Source organism: Pseudomonas sp. KK4, assembly GCF_001984065.1.
Taxonomy (GTDB): domain Bacteria; phylum Pseudomonadota; class Gammaproteobacteria; order Pseudomonadales; family Pseudomonadaceae; genus Aquipseudomonas.
Genome location: NZ_LYVP01000117.1, coordinates 1 through 16,542, shown reverse-complemented (window position 1 = coordinate 16,542; position 16,542 = coordinate 1). Strand labels below are relative to the sequence as shown.

16 protein-coding genes are annotated in these 16,542 nt (G+C 58.4%); 5 read left to right on the top strand and 11 right to left on the bottom strand.

Annotated features, from left to right (window positions below; genetic code table 11):
* Nucleotides 1–42: 42 nt before the first annotated feature.
* Together ptsP and B0W55_RS24860 are read right to left on the bottom strand one after the other, a co-directional pair.
* Nucleotides 43–2,322 (bottom strand): phosphoenolpyruvate--protein phosphotransferase, encoded by a 2,280-nt coding sequence (gene ptsP, locus B0W55_RS24865; RefSeq protein WP_077048561.1) that lies wholly within the window; start codon nucleotides 2,320–2,322, stop codon nucleotides 43–45.
* A 22-nt stretch (nucleotides 2,323–2,344) separates the two neighbouring features.
* The gene (locus B0W55_RS24860; RefSeq protein ID WP_007897732.1) at nucleotides 2,345–2,824 is read right to left on the bottom strand and encodes an RNA pyrophosphohydrolase; all 480 of its coding nucleotides are present in this window, start codon (nucleotides 2,822–2,824) and stop codon (nucleotides 2,345–2,347) included.
* Nucleotides 2,825–2,967: 143 nt separating this feature from the next.
* Here B0W55_RS24860 and B0W55_RS24855 point away from each other — a divergent pair, with 143 nt between their 5' ends.
* Entirely contained in the window at nucleotides 2,968–3,624 is a 657-nt protein-coding gene (locus tag B0W55_RS24855; protein ID WP_077048560.1) for an HAD family phosphatase, read from the top strand.
* 124 nt (nucleotides 3,625–3,748) lie between these two features.
* Here the strand turns inward: B0W55_RS24855 and B0W55_RS24850 are convergent, their stop codons facing one another.
* Together B0W55_RS24850 and ilvA are read right to left on the bottom strand one after the other, a co-directional pair.
* The gene (locus B0W55_RS24850; protein WP_077048559.1) at nucleotides 3,749–4,174 is read right to left on the bottom strand and encodes a DUF2269 domain-containing protein; all 426 of its coding nucleotides are present in this window, start codon (nucleotides 4,172–4,174) and stop codon (nucleotides 3,749–3,751) included.
* 39 nt (nucleotides 4,175–4,213) lie between these two features.
* Nucleotides 4,214–5,728, bottom strand: coding sequence for a threonine ammonia-lyase, biosynthetic (gene ilvA / locus B0W55_RS24845; protein ID WP_077048558.1), 1,515 nt, complete (start codon nucleotides 5,726–5,728; stop codon nucleotides 4,214–4,216).
* Nucleotides 5,729–6,036: 308 nt separating this feature from the next.
* Between ilvA and rpiA the strand changes: the two genes are divergently transcribed.
* Nucleotides 6,037–6,711, top strand: a complete 675-nt coding sequence (rpiA, locus tag B0W55_RS24840) for a ribose-5-phosphate isomerase RpiA (RefSeq protein WP_077048557.1) — start codon at nucleotides 6,037–6,039, stop codon at nucleotides 6,709–6,711.
* 124 nt (nucleotides 6,712–6,835) lie between these two features.
* On the opposite strand, the gene B0W55_RS24835 is transcribed toward rpiA, so the two are convergent.
* From B0W55_RS24835 to B0W55_RS24820, 4 genes are all read right to left on the bottom strand, one after another.
* A complete protein-coding gene (locus tag B0W55_RS24835; protein ID WP_077048556.1) occupies nucleotides 6,836–7,753 on the bottom strand; it encodes an SdiA-regulated domain-containing protein in 918 nt (305 codons plus the stop codon).
* Nucleotides 7,754–7,845: 92 nt separating this feature from the next.
* A complete protein-coding gene (locus tag B0W55_RS24830) occupies nucleotides 7,846–8,772 on the bottom strand; it encodes an SdiA-regulated domain-containing protein (RefSeq protein WP_077048555.1) in 927 nt (308 codons plus the stop codon).
* Nucleotides 8,773–9,066: 294 nt separating this feature from the next.
* Nucleotides 9,067–9,732 (bottom strand): fumarylacetoacetate hydrolase family protein, encoded by a 666-nt coding sequence (locus B0W55_RS24825; protein WP_077048554.1) that lies wholly within the window; start codon nucleotides 9,730–9,732, stop codon nucleotides 9,067–9,069.
* A gap of 35 nt (nucleotides 9,733–9,767) precedes the next feature.
* Nucleotides 9,768–11,162 carry an FAD-binding oxidoreductase gene (locus tag B0W55_RS24820; protein ID WP_077048553.1) on the bottom strand — a complete coding sequence of 465 codons (1,395 nt, stop codon included), beginning with the start codon at nucleotides 11,160–11,162 and terminating at the stop codon, nucleotides 9,768–9,770.
* 204 nt (nucleotides 11,163–11,366) lie between these two features.
* Between B0W55_RS24820 and serA the strand changes: the two genes are divergently transcribed.
* The gene (gene serA, locus B0W55_RS24810; RefSeq protein ID WP_077048552.1) at nucleotides 11,367–12,596 is read left to right on the top strand and encodes a phosphoglycerate dehydrogenase; all 1,230 of its coding nucleotides are present in this window, start codon (nucleotides 11,367–11,369) and stop codon (nucleotides 12,594–12,596) included.
* A gap of 547 nt (nucleotides 12,597–13,143) precedes the next feature.
* Here the strand turns inward: serA and B0W55_RS24800 are convergent.
* Entirely contained in the window at nucleotides 13,144–14,058 is a 915-nt protein-coding gene (locus B0W55_RS24800) for an S-type pyocin domain-containing protein (protein ID WP_077048550.1), read from the bottom strand.
* Nucleotides 14,036–14,503: a hypothetical protein gene (locus tag B0W55_RS24795; protein ID WP_139340971.1), complete on the bottom strand. Its 468-nt coding sequence runs from the start codon at nucleotides 14,501–14,503 to the stop codon at nucleotides 14,036–14,038. Before B0W55_RS24795 ends, B0W55_RS24800 begins: the two co-directional genes overlap by 23 nt.
* Before the next feature lie 474 nt (nucleotides 14,504–14,977).
* On the opposite strand from B0W55_RS24795, the gene B0W55_RS24790 reads away from it, so the two are divergent.
* Nucleotides 14,978–15,286: a hypothetical protein gene (locus B0W55_RS24790; protein ID WP_077048548.1), complete on the top strand. Its 309-nt coding sequence runs from the start codon at nucleotides 14,978–14,980 to the stop codon at nucleotides 15,284–15,286.
* 15 nt (nucleotides 15,287–15,301) lie between these two features.
* On the opposite strand, the gene B0W55_RS24785 is transcribed toward B0W55_RS24790, so the two are convergent.
* The gene (locus B0W55_RS24785) at nucleotides 15,302–15,727 is read right to left on the bottom strand and encodes a DUF4399 domain-containing protein (protein WP_077048547.1); all 426 of its coding nucleotides are present in this window, start codon (nucleotides 15,725–15,727) and stop codon (nucleotides 15,302–15,304) included.
* Between the two features lie 136 nt (nucleotides 15,728–15,863).
* Between B0W55_RS24785 and B0W55_RS24780 the strand changes: the two genes are divergently transcribed.
* Nucleotides 15,864–16,451 (top strand): transporter substrate-binding domain-containing protein, encoded by a 588-nt coding sequence (locus B0W55_RS24780; RefSeq protein WP_077048546.1) that lies wholly within the window; start codon nucleotides 15,864–15,866, stop codon nucleotides 16,449–16,451.
* Nucleotides 16,452–16,542 lie beyond the last annotated feature (91 nt).

Here is a 16,542-nt window from a genome sequence, read left to right as displayed (position 1 = left end):
CTCCAGCGGGAGCAAGCTCCCTCGCCACAGGACAATGCAGGTTTAGAGGGTCTTGACCGAAGCCGGGTTGATCATCCGCGCCAACCCGAGGTTTTTCAGCGCCAGTTGCAGCGAGCTGTGGATAACCTGCGGGTTGTCGATGGTCATCAGCTCCGCCAGCAATTCCTTGGCCTTGCTCAGGTTGATCTGGCGCAGCATCCATTTCACCTTCGGCAGGTTGGTGGCGTTCATCGACAGGCTGTCGAAACCCATCGCCATCAACAGCACCGCCGCCGCCGGATCACCGGCCATCTCGCCGCAGATACTCACCGGCTTGCCCTCGGCATGGGCGTCACGCACCACGTTTTGCAGGGCTTGCAACACCGCCGGGTGCAGGTAGTCGTAGAGGTCGGCCACCCGCGGGTTGTTGCGATCCACGGCCAGCAGGTACTGGGTCAGGTCGTTGGAGCCCACCGACAGGAAATCCACCTGCCGCGCCAGTTCCTTGGTCTGGTACACCGCCGCCGGAATCTCGATCATCACCCCGATCGGCGGCATCGGCACGTCGGTGCCTTCGTCACGTACTTCACCCCAGGCACGGTGGATCAGGTGCAGGGCTTCTTCCAGTTCATGGGTGCCGGAGATCATCGGCAGCAGAATGCGCAGGTTGTTCAGGCCCTCGCTGGCCTTGAGCATGGCACGGGTCTGCACCAGGAAGATTTCCGGGTGGTCGAGGGTGACCCGAATGCCGCGCCAGCCGAGGAACGGGTTGTCTTCCTTGATGGGGAAGTACGACAGCGCCTTGTCACCGCCGATGTCCAGGCTGCGCATGGTCACCGGTTGCGGGTGGAACGCGGCCAGTTGCTCGCGGTAGATCGCCAGCTGTTCCTTCTCGCTTGGGAAGCGCTGATTGATCATGAACGGCACTTCGGTGCGGTACAGGCCAACGCCTTCGGCGCCGCGCTTCTGCGCACGGGCCACATCCGCCAGCAGGCCGGTGTTGACCCACAGCGGCATGCGGTGGCCGTCGACCGTGATGCACGGCAGATCGCGCAGTGCGTCCAGGCCCAGGGCCAGCTGTTTCTCTTCCTCGACCACGTCGGCGAACTGCTTGCGCAGCACGTCGCTGGGGTTGGTGTAGACCTCGCCGTGGTAACCGTCGACGATCATCTGGATGCCGTCGACCTTGGAGTACGGCAGGTCGACCAGGCCCATCACCGTCGGGATGCCCATGGCTCGCGCCAGGATCGCCACGTGGGAGTTGCCCGAACCCAGCACCGAGACCAGGCCGGCCAGCTTGCCTTCCGGCACCTCGCCGAGCATCGCCGGCGTCAGTTCTTCGCTGACCAGAATGGTGTTGTCGGGGTACACCAGGGTTTGCTGACGCTCTTCCTGCAGGTAGGCGAGCAGCCGGCGACCGAGGTCCTTGACGTCCGACGCGCGCTCGCGCAGGTAGGCGTCGTCCATCAGTTCGAAACGGTTGACGTGATCGGTCACCACCTGGCGCAGCGCGCCCTGGGCCCACTGCCCGGTCTTGATCACGGTGGTCACTTCGCTGCCCAGCGCAGCGTCGTCGAGCATCATCAGGTAGACGTCGAAGAGCGCGCGCTCTTCCGGGCGCAACTGGGTAGCGAGTTTGGCGGACAGGGTGCGCATGTCGGCGCGCACGCCTTCGATGGCGGTCTTGAACAGGCCGAGCTCGGCGTCGATGTCGGTGATGGTCTTGTCGGGCACCACGTCCAGATCGGCCGGCGGCAGCATGACCACCGCGGTACCGACCGCCGCACCCGGCGAGCCCGGTACGCCGACGAACTTGGCTTCCTGGATACCCTTGCCCTGACGGCCCAGGCCGCGGATGGAACCGGTGGCCTCGGCGTGGGCGATAACGCCGGCAAGCTGCGCGCTCATGGTCACGAGGAAGGCTTCTTCACCTTCATCGAACTGGCGGCGTTCTTTCTGCTGAATGACCAGCACGCCGACCACACGACGGTGGTGAATGATCGGCGCCCCGAGGAACGAGGCGTAGCGCTCTTCACCGGTCTCGGCGAAGTAGCGGTAGCGCGGGTGATCCGCGGCGTTTTCGAGGTTCAGGGGTTCTTCACGCGTGCCGACCAGGCCGACCAGACCTTCATTGGGCGCCATGCTGACCTTGCCGATCGAGCGCTTGTTCAAGCCCTCGGTGGCCATCAGCACGAAACGGTTGGTCTCGGGGTCGAGCAGGTAGACCGAGCAGACCTGGCTGCCCATGGCCTCTTTGACGCGCAACACAATAATCCCCAACGCCGCCTTGAGATCCTTGGCGGAGTTAACTTCCTGGACGATCTTGCGCAGCGTATTGAGCATGGCTCGGGGTCGAACTCCGTCGTCAGTCGCGCGCTAAAAGGCGCGGGGCAAGCTCTTTGAGAGCGCGTCGATACACCTCGCGCTTGAATGTCACCACCTGGCCCAACGGATACCAATAGCTGACCCAGCGCCAGCCATCGAACTCCGGTTTACCGGTCAAATCCATCCGCACCCGCTGCTCGTTGGAGATCAGGCGCAGGAGAAACCATTTCTGTTTCTGGCCGATGCACAGCGGTTGGCTGTGGGTACGGACCAGACGTTGCGGCAAACGATAGCGCAACCAGCCCCGGGTGCAGGCGAGTATTTCAACATCTTCGCGCTCCAGGCCCACTTCTTCGTTCAACTCGCGGTACAAGGCGTCTTCCGGCGTCTCCTGGGGGTTGATCCCGCCCTGAGGAAACTGCCAGGCATCTTGATTGATACGGCGAGCCCATAGCACCTGGCCGGCATCATTCGTAAGAATGATCCCGACATTAGGACGAAAACCATCGGGGTCGATCACGGCAACAACCTCGCAAACGCATGTCGTCGCATTGTTCCACAAAGGTTGTGAAGGCAGCAACGCGCCGGCCTACCTTATGTGCACTCTTATGAAAAGTCCGTATTCTGGACGCCTTTCGACAGACTTTTCAGCGAGTAACTGCAATGCGGCTGGCTTTATTCGACTTGGACAACACCCTTCTGGGCGGCGACAGCGACCACGCCTGGGGAGACTACCTGTGTGAGCGCGGCTTCCTCGACCCCGTGGCCTACAAGGCGCGCAACGATGAGTTCTATCAGGATTACCTGGCGGGCAAGCTGGACAACGCCGCGTACCTGAACTTCTGCCTGGAAGTGCTCGGCCGTACCGAAATGGCCACGCTGGATCAGTGGCACAGCGACTACATGCGCGATTGCATCGAGCCGATCGTGTTGCCCAAGGCGCTTGAGTTGCTGAAAAAGCACCGTGACGCCGGCGACAAACTGGTGATCATCACCGCCACCAACCGCTTCGTCACCGGCCCCATTGCCGTGCGCCTGGGGGTGGAAACCCTGATCGCCACTGAATGCGAAATGGTCGATGGCCGCTACACCGGGCGCAGCACCGACGTGCCGTGCTTCCGTGAGGGCAAGGTCACAAGGTTGAACCGTTGGCTGGAGGAGACCGGGTTTTCGCTGGAAGACAGCTACTTCTATAGCGACTCGATGAATGACCTGCCGCTGCTGGAGCAGGTGACCAATCCGATCGCGGTCGATCCGGATCCGAATTTGCGGGCTGAGGCTGAGAAGCGTGGTTGGCCGGTGATTTCGTTGCGCGATTGATATCGCTTTCGCGAGCAAGCCCGCTCCCACATTTTAGATCTTCAGTGGACACAGATTTTGTGTCCAGCGCAGATCTGATGTGGGAGCGGGCTTGCTCGCGAAGGGGTCGACGCGGCCCCAAGCCTTAAACCGGCTTGGCGCCCATCAACCCGGCAATGGCGATAAAGCAGACAAAGCTGAACAACGCCAACGCAAAGCTGAACTTGCCCACCCCACCCGGTGCCTTGCGCAGTTTGTTCAAGCGCACCAGCAACCAGAACCACGCCAGCGCCGCCACGGTGTACAACACGCTCGAGGCCAGCAGCCAGGTCTGGCCCAGCGGCCAGCCCACAAGGTGCACCATCTGCCAACCGGTAAACGGCATGCTCAGCAGCGCCACTCCCATCAACAGCCAGATGAACACACGGGGCCGTTGCAGGGTACGGCTGCCTGCCGTCGCGTCACCGTTACGCCGTGCGCGCCAGACCCAGATGCCCAGGCCCAGCGCACAAACCAGCACAACCACGGTCGCCACCATGTGCGCCGCTTTCAGGGCCGTAAACGTTTCCATGGTTCGATTTCCTTATGCCTTGCCCATCAGCGTAGCCGCTCAGCCAAGAAACAGCTGATAGGCCGGGTTGTCGCTTTCATCCCAGTACGGGTAGCCGATTTCTTCCAGCGCCGCCGGCACCAGATGGCGTTCGTCGTGAGGCACTTGCAGGCCCGCCACCACACGGCCGTCCGCCGCACCATGGTTGCGGTAATGGAACATCGAGATATTCCAGCGCCCGCCGAGCTTGTTGAGGAAGTTGAACAGCGCACCCGGGCGCTCCGGGAACTCGAAGCGCAGGATCACCTCGTCCACGACGTGCGCCGCGCGGCCGCCGACCATGTGGCGGATGTGCAGCTTGGCCAGTTCGTTGTCGGTCAGGTCGATCACCGGGAACCCCTGCTCGCCAAGGCTGGCGATCAAGGCGCTGCGCGGGTCGGTGTCCGGGTGCGTCTGCACGCCGACGAAGATGTGCGCTTCGCTGCCGGTGTTGTAGCGGTAGTTGAATTCGGTGATCTGGCGCTTGCCGATGGCTTCGCAGAACGCCTTGAAGCTGCCTGGTTTCTCGGGAATGGTCACGGCGATGATGGCCTCGCGGCCTTCGCCCAGCTCGGCGCGCTCGGCGACGTGGCGCAGGCGATCGAAGTTGACGTTGGCGCCGGAATCGATCGCCACGAAGGTATGCCCGGTGATGCCGTGCTGTTCGACGTACTTCTTGATCCCGGCCACGCCCAGGGCGCCGGCAGGTTCAGTGATCGAGCGGGTATCGTCGTAGATATCCTTGATGGCCGCACAGATTTCATCGGTGCTGACGGTGACGACTTCATCGACGTGGTCTTTGCAGATATCGAAGGTGTGCTGACCGATCTGTGCCACCGCCACGCCATCGGCGAAGATGCCCACGGTCGGCAGCACCACGCGCTCGCCGGCTGCCATGGCGGCTTGCAGGCAATTGGAGTCGTCCGGCTCGACGCCGATGACCTTGATCTCCGGCCGCAGGTATTTGACGTACGCGGCGATGCCGGCGATCAGGCCGCCGCCGCCCACCGGGACGAAAATTGCGTCCAGACGCCCCGGGTGCTGACGCAGAATCTCCATGGCCACCGTGCCCTGCCCGGCAATGGTGTGGGGATCGTCGTAGGGGTGAATGTAGACGTAGCCTTTTTCGTCGACCAGTTTCAGCGAGTAGGCCAGGGCTTCGGGGAACGAATCGCCGTGCAGCACCACTTTGCCACCGCGTGAGCGCACGCCTTCGACCTTGATCTCGGGGGTGGTCTTGGGCATGACGATGGTGGCTTTGACGCCCAGCACCTTGGCCGCCAGAGCCAGGCCCTGGGCGTGGTTGCCCGCCGACGCGGTGACCACGCCACGGGCGCGTTCTTCGTCGCTCAGTTGCGTGAGTTTGTTGTAGGCGCCGCGAATCTTGAACGAGAACACCGGCTGCAAGTCTTCGCGCTTGAGCCAGATCTCGTTGCCCAGCCGCTCGGAGAGCTGACGAGCAGTCTGCAATGGGGTTTCTACGGCAACGTCATAAACGCGCGAGGTGAGGATCTTTTTGACGTACTGTTCAAGCATCGGAAAGCATCACTGAGCGGGTTGGGCAGGACCTGGGAGTCTAACCCGGCTTTCGGGCATGGGACCACACTAAACCGAACCATTGTGGCGAGGGAGCTTGCTCCCGTTCGGCTGCGAAGCAGTCGTCAAACCTGTTTGTGGGGTATGCCTGAGGCAATGCCGGGGAGCGCTTCGCACTCCAGCGGGAGCAAGCTCCCTCGCCACAAGGGCAAAAGCGCCCCAGCCGCCAATCGGGCAATGACCTTGCCCGCCCCCAAAGCCTATAATGCCGGCCTTTCGTTCCCTCTCTTCGGCACCTCGGAGCCCGCATGACCCAGGATCAACTCAAACAGGCAGTGGCTCAGGCCGCCGTCGACTTCATCCTCCCCAAACTCGACGACAAGAGCATCGTCGGGGTCGGCACCGGCTCCACCGCCAACTGTTTCATCGATGCCCTGGCCCAGCACAAAGGTGCGTTCGATGGCGCAGTTGCCAGTTCCGAAGCCACTGCCGCCCGCCTCAAAGGTCACGGCATTCCGGTCTATGAACTGAACACCGTCAGCGATCTGGAGTTCTACGTCGACGGCGCCGATGAAAGCGACGAACACCTGAACCTGATCAAGGGTGGTGGCGCAGCCCTGACCCGCGAGAAGATCGTCGCGGCCGTGGCCAAGACCTTCATCTGCATCGCCGATGCCAGCAAACTGGTGCCGGTGCTCGGCGCGTTCCCGCTGCCCGTGGAAGTGATCCCCATGGCCCGCAGCCACGTGGCCCGGCAACTGGTGAAACTGGGCGGCGACCCGGTTTACCGCGAAGGCGTACTGACTGACAACGGCAACATCATCCTCGACGTGTTCAACCTTGAGATCACCAACCCGGTGGAGCTGGAAACGCAGATCAATGCGATCGTCGGCGTGGTGACCAATGGCCTGTTCGCGACGCGCCCGGCGGACTTGCTGTTGCTGGGGACCAGCGAAGGCGTGAAGACCCTGCGCGCCCAATAACCCAGACACAAAACCCTGTGGGAGCGGGCTTGCTCGCGAATGCGGTATGTCAGGCGGCACTCATGTCGACTGATACACCGCATTCGCGAGCAAGCCCGCTCCCACATTTGTCTTGCGGTGCTGGTCAGGGCTGTGTGGGTTTCTTGAAGACGTAAAACAGATTCGGCTCGCTCACCAGGTACATCGTGCCGTCGTCGTCCATGGCGATCCCTTCCGCTTGCGGCACGGTCTTTTGCAGGCCCTGACGCCCCTTGTTCAACGACATGGTGCTCAGCGGTCGCCCGTCTACGTCCAGTTCCAGAATCAACCGCGACTCGTCCGACAGTGCCAGCAAGTGGCCGCTGCGCTCGTCGTATTGCAGGCTCGACAGATCGCGCACGAACATCCCGGCATCGCGCTTGGGGTTGTTGATCACGTGGACCGCGTAGGATTTTTCCGGATTGAAATGCGGAAACCCGTGCACCTCATAGATCAACATCGGGTCGCGCTCCTTGGCCACGAACAGACGCTTGCCCACCGAGTCGTAGGCCAACCCCTCAAATCCCTTGTTGCCGCTCATGTGCACGCCCAAGGTCATCTGCTCGGCGTCCGCCGCATCGAGGAAGGTGGTGCCCTGCTCCAGATGAATCTTGATCAGCCGTTGCTGGCGCTCGTCGGTGATCACGTAGGTGTCGGCGCTGATGAACTCAACGGCTTCCGGATCGCCGAAACCGACCAGAGCAATGCGCCGCAAGATCTTGCCCTCGAGAGAAAGCTCGATCAGCTCGGCATTCTTGTTGGTGACCGTGAACAGGCTTTTGCGTACCGGATCGAAGGTCAGGGCAGAGACATCGTCGTCCAGCCCTTCGATCACCCGGCCCTCGACCACCACCCGATACTGATCCAGGCCGATGGATTGCGCACTCATCGGCTGCCACAGCGTGTAAAGATTGAACCAGGCACGCTCGAACAGGCGCAGGTACTGACCGATCGCGATCAACACGATCAGGACCATCATCAGCAACATGAAAATCAGGGGTTTGGGGCGGGCGAATCGACGCATTGGGCAGGCTCTGAATCAAAACAGGCGGATGAAATATCACGCCTGTCTGAATTGAAGCTTAATGGCCATTTGCAGCGAAAGAAATGCGGGCGTTATTTCTGTTTCTCAAAGCGGTAGAACAAGTTCGGCTCGCTCACCATGTACACCGTACCCGCCTCGTCCATGGTCACGCCCTCGGCGCGGGGGATGGTGTTTTTCAAACCGTTGAAACCACCCAGCAGGGTCATGAAACTGACCTGTTCGCCTTTCTCGTCCAGCTCCAGCAACAGGTGGGAGTCGGCGGACAGGGCCAGGGTGTGGCCCGTACGAGGATCGATGGCCAAGGCTGACAGATTGCGCATATCCAGTGCCCCACTGGCCAGCTTCTGCTTGTCGCCGATCAGCTTCTGGCCATCGCCCTTCCAGGTGAACAGCGCCGGTGGACGCTCTTCGCCGAGCAACAACTGCTGCTTGCGCGCATCCCAGGTGACAGCCTCGAACGCCTTGTTCTGATCTTTCGAAGGGCCCAGGTCGTATTTCGGGAAATTGGCGATGTTCAGCTCGCGGGTATCGGCATCGACCTTGACGATGGACACCAGATGATCACGCTCATCGACGATGGCCAGCAGACCATTGCCCAGCACCGTGACACCTTCGGGGTTACTCCAACCCACCAACGGCATCTTGCGCAACACATCGCCTTGCAACGACAGTTCGACCAGGAACGGATTCTTGCCCATGACCGAGAACAGGGTCTTGGTCCGGGGATCGTAGGCAACGTCCGAAGCCTCGTCCTTTTCCATGCCGGGCAGCAGCTTGGCGTCGATCACCGCGTGATAGTCCGGCAGCCAGATACTGGCCTGGCGCTCGGCGGTACTTTCGAAGCGTTCATGCACCCAAAGCACGCCGCGATCGTCCCAATGCATGGCAAACGCCAAGCCATAGCCGACAGCCGCCACCAGCAAAAGCCAGACATACCAGCGCAAAGCGAAACGCGAACGGCGAGCGGTGTTGAACGAAGGTAACGGTTGGGTGGCCATCGAGGGAATGTATCCAGAAAATTCAGGCTATGGGTAATAGCATAATTGGGATCGGCTCAGACGCCGAAAGCCGTGAAATTATCCAGATCGGATGTGAAAAAAACGGGAAATGGCGGGATTACCCTTTGCAGGTAGCCACGGAACCTGTGGGAGCGAGCCTTTGTGGTGCCAAAACCTGCAACCGCGGTGCATCAGGTACTGTGCGTGCAATGGTTTTGGGGCCGCTTCGCAGCCCGGCGGGGATAAATCCCCTCACCACGAAGCCCGCTCCCGCTGGGTAGAGCAGCCTTTGTACTAGCGCACGCTGCTGGTGAAGCGGCTGGCGCCCGGCAGTTCAATCACCAGTTCATCGCCAACATTGAGCGGACCGACGCCCACCGGCGTGCCGGTCAGGATCACGTCGCCGGCCTGCAGCGAGAAGCAGCCGGCCATGTGCTGGATCATCGGCACGATCGGGTTGAGCATCGCGCTGCTGTTGCCGTCCTGACGGACTTCGCCGTTGATGGTCAGGCGAATGCCGATGTCGGTCAGGTCAGCAAAGGTGCTGCCGGACACGAACGGGGCGATCACCGCCGCGCCGTCGAAGGACTTGGCGATTTCCCAGGGCAGGCCCTTGGATTTGAGCTCGGCCTGCTTGTCGCGCAGGGTCAGGTCCAGCGCCGGGGCGAAACCGGAGATGGCATCGAGCACTTCTTCGCGGCTCGGCTTGGTCGACAAGGGCTTGCCGATCAATACCGCGATTTCCGCTTCGTAATGCACTGAACCGCGCTCGGTGGGAATGCTGAAGCCGCCTTCGAGCGGCACCACGCAACTGCCTGGCTTGATGAACAGCAGCGGTTCGGTAGGCACCGGGTTATCCAGTTCCTTGGCGTGTTCGGCGTAGTTACGGCCTATGCACACCACTTTTCCCAGCGGGAAGTGAATACGCGTACCGTCGACATACTGGTGCTGATAGCTCATTACCGACTCCTGGCTCGTGGCGCTTAAATTCAAAGTCAAACAGCGAAAATCTTGCCCGGGTTCATGATGCCGTTCGGGTCGAACACGGCCTTGAGCGCTTTCATGTACTCGATCTCAACCGGGGAACGGCTGTAGGTCAAGTAGTCACGCTTGGTCATGCCCACGCCGTGCTCGGCAGAAATCGAGCCGTTGTACTTCTGGACGGTTTCGAACACCCACTTGTTGACCGTGGCGCACTTGGCGAAGAACTCGTCCTTGCTCAGGTTGTCCGGCTTGAGGATGTTCAGGTGCAGGTTGCCGTCACCGATGTGGCCAAACCAGACGATTTCGAAATCCGGGTAATGTTCACCGACGATCGCATCGATTTCCTTCAGGAAGGCCGGCACTTTCGATACGGTGACCGAGATGTCGTTCTTGTACGGCGTCCAGTGGGAAATGGTCTCGGAGATGTATTCACGCAGCTTCCACAGGTTCTGCAGTTGGGTCTCGCTCTGGCTCATCACGCCATCCAGTACCCAGCCCTGCTCGACGCAATGCTCGAAGGTTTCCAAGGCGTGGTTGGCCACTTCTTCGGTGGTCGCTTCGAATTCCAGCAGCGCGTAGAACGGGCAGTCGGTTTCGAAAGGCGCCGGCACGTCGCCGCGCCCCATGACTTTGGCCAGGGCCTTGTCGGAGAAGAATTCGAAAGCAGTGAGGTCAAGCTTGCTTTGGAACGCATGCAACACTGGCATGATCGAGTCGAAATCGGCGGTGCCGAGGACCATGGCGGTGAGGTTTTTCGGGGCCCGATCCAGGCGCATGGTGGCCTCGACCACAAAGCCCAGGGTGCCCTCGGCACCGATGAACAGCTGACGCATGTCGTAACCGGTGGCGTTCTTGATCAGGTCGCGGTTCAGCTCCAGCACGTCGCCCTTGCCGGTGACCACTTTCATTCCGGCCACCCAGTTACGTGTCATGCCGTAGCGAATCACCTTGATTCCGCCGGCATTGGTGCCGATGTTGCCGCCAACCTGGCTCGAACCTGCCGAGGCGAAATCCACCGGGTAATACAGCCCCTTTTCCTCGGCGACGTTCTGCAAATGCTCGGTGACCACGCCCGGCTGACAAACGGCGGTGCGGTCGGTGAGGTTCAGGTCGAGGATCTGGTTCATATAGTCGAAAGACACCACCACTTCGCCATTGGCGGCCACGGCGGCGGCGGACAGCCCGGTCCGCCCGCCGGACGGCACCAGCGCGACCTTGTGTCGGTTGGCCCACAGGACGATGGCCTGGACCTGTTCGGTGGTCTTGGGGAACACGATGGCGCTCGGCGCCGGGGCGAAGTGTTTGGTCCAATCCTTGCCGTAGGCATTCAGGGAGTCGGCATCGGTCAGTACCTTGCCAGGCTCAACCAGGGTCTTCAGCTCTTCAATCAGAACAGGATTGGTCATCGACAGAACTCTCGAACAATTCATGGTCATCCTGAGAACGCTTCACGTCGCAGGAATGAGTGTTTAGCGGGGCGCCTATGCTAGCATATCGACCCCGCAGCATAGTGCCCTACGGCTGTACTGCGGAGACGGCTGTCGTGCCGTCCGGGTCAGCGTCTGTTGACCATTTCCTGCCATTTTTCTCCGGGATACAGGTTTACGCAGATGAGCAAGACTTCTCTCGATAAGAGCAAGATCAAGTTCCTTCTTCTCGAAGGCGTCCACCAATCGGCTGTCGACGTCCTCAAGGCGGCGGGCTACACCAGCATCGAGTACCTCACAGGTTCTCTGCCGGAAGCCCAGCTCAAGGAAAAGATCGCTGATGCTCACTTCATCGGCATTCGCTCCCGCACTCAACTGACCGAAGAGATCTTCGACCACGCCAAGAAACTGGTGGCGGTCGGCTGTTTCTGCATCGGCACCAACCAGGTCGACCTGGACGCGGCCCGCGAGCGCGGTATCGCTGTGTTCAACGCGCCGTACTCCAACACCCGCTCCGTGGCCGAGCTGGTATTGGCCGAAGCGATCCTGCTGTTGCGCGGCATCCCTGAGAAGAACGCTTCCTGCCACCGTGGCGGCTGGATCAAGAGCGCGGCCAACTCCTTCGAGATCCGCGGCAAGAAGCTGGGCATCGTCGGTTATGGCTCGATCGGTACTCAACTGTCGGTCCTGGCTGAAGGCCTGGGCATGCAGGTGTACTTCTACGACACCGTGACCAAGCTGCCACTGGGCAACGCCACCCAGGTCGGCAACCTGCACGAACTGCTGGGCATGTCCGACATCGTGACCCTGCACGTTCCGGAAACCGCTGCGACCCAATGGATGATCGGCGAGAAGGAAATCCGCGCCATCAAGAAGGGCGGCATCCTGATCAACGCCGCGCGCGGCACCGTGGTCGAGCTGGACCACCTGGCCGCCGCCATCAAGGACAAGCACCTGATCGGCGCCGCCATCGACGTATTCCCGGTGGAGCCACGCTCCAACGACGAAGAGTTCGAAAGCCCGCTGCGTGGCCTGGACAACGTGATCCTGACCCCGCACATCGGTGGCTCTACCGCCGAAGCGCAGGCCAACATCGGTCTGGAAGTGGCGGAAAAACTGGTCAAGTACAGCGACAACGGTACTTCGGTATCGTCGGTGAACTTCCCGGAAGTGGCCCTGCCGGCTCACCCTGGCAAGCACCGCCTGCTGCACATCCACGAGAACATCCCGGGTGTGATGAGCGAGATCAACAAGGTCTTCGCCGAAAACGGCATCAACATCTCCGGTCAGTTCCTGCAAACCAACGAGAAAGTCGGCTACGTGGTCATCGACGTCGACGCCGAATACTCGGAACTGGCGCAAGAGAAGCTGCAACACGTCAACGGCACTATCCGTAGCCGCGTGTTGTTCTGATAGAACTGTAGGAGCGAGCTCTGCTCGCGAAAATCGAGCGGACACCTTGGGCACCCAGACTACCCGCGTCATTATTGGTGCCTATCGCTGTAAATAAGGGAGCCCCGAGGCGTATGCCGAGGGGCTCCCTTTTTTTGTTGGTTGTCTAACCCTGAATCAATCGTAAGCCTATCTATAGCCAAGGCAGAATTTTGAAACCAGTACCAGAAACACAACACCTTCCACAAAATAAATAGTGCTTATCGTATCCTGAAGATAACAGAAGTTTAGCAATATCAATCAAAAGTATATCTTCCCTCTAACAAGAATATGGGTTCTCTCCAGTTAGGCCCTCTCCTGACTCCGACTCCACTAAGCTCTACAAAGCCGGAATCATGCATTTTTCTGACAAGATCCAACAGTCCCATATTGTTTCCCACGTGCGCCCAACCAGCCCTATTGTAAAATCTGTCCAGTTGGGGAAGCGATATTCCTAACTCAGGCTTCGTAAAAAAAAGAATTACCTCTTCAGGTTTTTCGTTGAGCACAATTTCCTTTATAACACTCATTATTTTACCCCGCCCAGTTCCTTGTACATTTTTTCCCGCTGCTTTTCATCCGCTTCTAAAGCATTAGGCGTGTAGAGCAATACAGCAGAATCCTCGAGCTTGTAGTCTTCCAACGTCGCCGCGTGAGTATTATTCCAAGTGGCACCATTATCATCCGGATTTACGCCATCTGCGACACCTAACGCTCTGAATCGCTCAAGTTCTCTCAGTTCATGAGTATAGAAACGTTTGTCGATAGCCGTGGCTACTAATTTATCTCGGACAATTTTTTCCAGACGCTCAATCATGATGGCATTGGCATCTGAGGGATCGAATCGGCCCGTATGCAATTTCACCAGGTCGATACCCGCTTGTGTCACCGTAGCGCTCGTCCAATCGAGATCAAGGATCGGGCCTCCCGCTTTGGCAGGATTGTAAAATCGACCGCTAAACTTCCCTCTTGTGCTAGCACCTTCATAAGGACTATTGAACACAACGTATATCGGTGGCAAGCCGCTATCAATGGGAAAGCAGTAAATACAATCCCTGAAGTCTGGCAACTCGAACGCAGATAATATTTCGGGCTTCACGAGCAGAGGTAATAGCTCAACACCCGTGTAACGGGGTACTTCCACTGGTATAGCGGGTGATATTGTCGAACTGTTACCCCAGTGGATAACCGGAAAACTGAGAGTGATGGGCGGTGTGTCGGAAGAGGTGAAATGGTAGCTGTTCGTCTTCTGGTCGAACTCCAGCGCTCGAACTGGTACCGCTGGCGAAATGCTCCCTCCCTCCGGTGTTGCAACGAGTGTGTACTGGCCACGGTCACCATAAACGCGATAGGGAAGATCGATGGTTCCTTCAACAGCGGCGATTTCATTCAGGTTCGTCGATATACCTGGCAAGAGCGCGCTACCAGATAGCTTGAGAGCCATCAAATGTCCAACCGTCAGCGTTCTGCAAAGTAGCGGAACCCGCCACCGTTACCAGCTGTGCGGATTGATTGAGGGTTAAGTTGAAACTGTAGGCAGTTTCGCCTCTAACCAAGGCAGAATGGATCGCGGCATCTAAAGTTGGTACAGCTTCCTCTAAAATGGAAACTGCCTCGATAAGGATTCGTTTGACGTAGGCGGCTGTCAGGGATCGCAGAAAACCCTCATAATAGGCTAGTCGTTCTTCCCCATTATCTGCCGTATCTATATAACTCGCGAAAAGCTCAGCACCTTCCAAACTATCCAAGGACAACGCATCTATGCCGAAAAACTTATCCGACTCATACCAACTGCTATTCATTTTAATTTGTTGCAGAAGCGCGACAATAACCAGCTTTCTTCTTAAGAGATTTTCTAAGTCACTACCGGAGTTGATATCACCAGACAAACTTATGCGCCTCTCTATTACATTTCGCACATCCGCCGTGGCATTCGAAAATATAGTCCCTATCTGATCTTGCACCGAGCGCGCTATAGCTACCAATTTTGAGTAAGCGTTGCGCTCATTATCGATAGTTTCAATAGGGTAAGCCACAGTAACCGTTGGAAAGGCTCCATCCCAATTTAAAGCACCTTCAAATTTTCATAGCGATCCCGGATATTGCGTTTGCAAATTGATCAGAGTGTTCGACGTTTTCAAAGGCGGTGGAGAAGCTATAGACTTTTGCATGCAGCATCCCTTGCAATAATTTTAATTCCACTTGATAGAAGCGCCATAAGTTATGGCGAAACAACAGCGTAATTTCAACAGCAAAGTATTTACTAAATATGCCGCGCATAGAAAATTGGTAAAATTACCACCATCCACTATCGATGGTGAAATTTCTTACATTTTATTATCCAATTTCAGACAGAATTCTGGATGCACCAAGAAAAAATTTCTGATCTATTATCCAACTTAAATCAGCCGCAATATGCACAACTATTCTTCACGGATAGAGAGAAAAAAGTCAGGTTATTAGGCTTCATTGAAGGGAATTTGACTCGAGTGATCGAAGCCGTGCGACTGATGGTGGCGCTGATCGCCCGCAACGCAACAACGTCGCTTGAAGTATTCGCTTCCCCGCTCGACTACGCAAAGCCCGGCCTGATCAGCCGGGCTTCTTGGTGGGTCAATTATTACTCACAGCAACCGACCAGTATTGCCTCGGAGAAAGATGCTTCCCAATGACAAAAGGGATCGGAATTATTTGACGTGCACGGTGATCTTCTCGGAAACAATCGGCGGATCGAACGGCATGTGGCCGCTGTCGCCCAGCTCCAGTTGCAAGGTGTGCTCGCCCGGTGGCAGCGTCACTTCGGCCTGGGTCTGGGCCTTGCCGAAATGCAGGTGGTTGGCATCGTTGGGGATCGGTTTGCCGGCTTCGGGCAGTTTGTCCACGTCGATCAGCAAATGGTGGTGGCCGGTGTTCTTGGTCACGTCGCCCGCAGGCGCCAGTGCAATGTTCTCGACCGCGAATTTGACCACGAAGGTTTGTGGAACGGTGCCACCGTCCTTGGGGGAAACGATGGATACTTCGGCCCCTTTCGGCGCCGGCGTAGCCGCACTGGCCAGGACCGAAACGCCCATCAACAGGCCAGCCAAAGCCGCACGTGACATAAAGGTTTTCATTCTCTTCTCCAGTTTTTCCGTAAAATTCGCGTGACTATCACAACTTCATGGTCAAACGTTGTCGAAAGGCACTCGACAACCATAGCAAAGCGAGCCTGAACCAGAGCGTCGCCATAATGATTTCAAAGGAGTGACCATGCGTTTTCTGCCTGGCCTGATCTGCCTGCTACCCCTTTTGAGCCCTTTGGCTCATGCCGAACTGATTGACGACGTGAACGACCGCGGCGAATTGCGTATCGCCCTGGAGGCCAATACACCGCCCTTCAACTTCAAGAAAGACGACAGGCTTGAAGGCTTCGAGGTCGACTTGGGTCAGTTGCTGGCCAGCGAGCTGGATGTACGCGCAGACTTCGTCGTCACCGATGCCAACGACCTGCTGACCGGTGTCGAGACCGGCAAGTACGACATCGCCATCAATCACCTATCAGAGACCCCGGCGCTCGCGGATCGTTTCGACTTCAGCGAGCCTTATATTCATACCAGCGGTCAATTGCTCGCGCAGAAGGACGGGCCACCCCACTCGATCCTGTTGGTGCAGTCGCTGGCAGAAGAAAAGCCCAAAGTCGCCCCGGCCGTGAGCCTGGCGATTCCGTTTCAGAAGGGAAACCCGGCCTTTCATGCCAGCCTGGAAAACGCACTGCAGCGGATCAAGGCCGATGGCCGGCTGGAGGCGTTGGAGAAGAAGTGGTTTGAGGCGGATTCCAGGCTCGCGCCCAAACCTTGAAGACCACGGGGGTCATAATGTGGGAGCGGGCTTGCTCGCGAAAGCGTCGTGTCAGTCGACATTTGATGTTGCCTGACACATCGCTTTCGCG

Coding starts and splice junctions, on each gene's coding strand:
- ptsP (WP_077048561.1), bottom strand. CDS start 2,322: ATGCTCAATACGCTGCGCAAGATCGTCCAGGAAGTTAACTCCGCCAAG.
- B0W55_RS24855 (WP_077048560.1), top strand. CDS start 2,968: ATGCGGCTGGCTTTATTCGACTTGGACAACACCCTTCTGGGCGGCGAC.
- B0W55_RS24850 (WP_077048559.1), bottom strand. CDS start 4,174: ATGGAAACGTTTACGGCCCTGAAAGCGGCGCACATGGTGGCGACCGTG.
- ilvA (WP_077048558.1), bottom strand. CDS start 5,728: ATGCTTGAACAGTACGTCAAAAAGATCCTCACCTCGCGCGTTTATGAC.
- rpiA (WP_077048557.1), top strand. CDS start 6,037: ATGACCCAGGATCAACTCAAACAGGCAGTGGCTCAGGCCGCCGTCGAC.
- B0W55_RS24835 (WP_077048556.1), bottom strand. CDS start 7,753: ATGCGTCGATTCGCCCGCCCCAAACCCCTGATTTTCATGTTGCTGATG.
- B0W55_RS24830 (WP_077048555.1), bottom strand. CDS start 8,772: ATGGCCACCCAACCGTTACCTTCGTTCAACACCGCTCGCCGTTCGCGT.
- B0W55_RS24825 (WP_077048554.1), bottom strand. CDS start 9,732: ATGAGCTATCAGCACCAGTATGTCGACGGTACGCGTATTCACTTCCCG.
- B0W55_RS24820 (WP_077048553.1), bottom strand. CDS start 11,162: ATGACCAATCCTGTTCTGATTGAAGAGCTGAAGACCCTGGTTGAGCCT.
- serA (WP_077048552.1), top strand. CDS start 11,367: ATGAGCAAGACTTCTCTCGATAAGAGCAAGATCAAGTTCCTTCTTCTC.
- B0W55_RS24800 (WP_077048550.1), bottom strand. CDS start 14,058: ATGGCTCTCAAGCTATCTGGTAGCGCGCTCTTGCCAGGTATATCGACG.
- B0W55_RS24790 (WP_077048548.1), top strand. CDS start 14,978: ATGCACCAAGAAAAAATTTCTGATCTATTATCCAACTTAAATCAGCCG.
- B0W55_RS24785 (WP_077048547.1), bottom strand. CDS start 15,727: ATGAAAACCTTTATGTCACGTGCGGCTTTGGCTGGCCTGTTGATGGGC.
- B0W55_RS24780 (WP_077048546.1), top strand. CDS start 15,864: ATGCGTTTTCTGCCTGGCCTGATCTGCCTGCTACCCCTTTTGAGCCCT.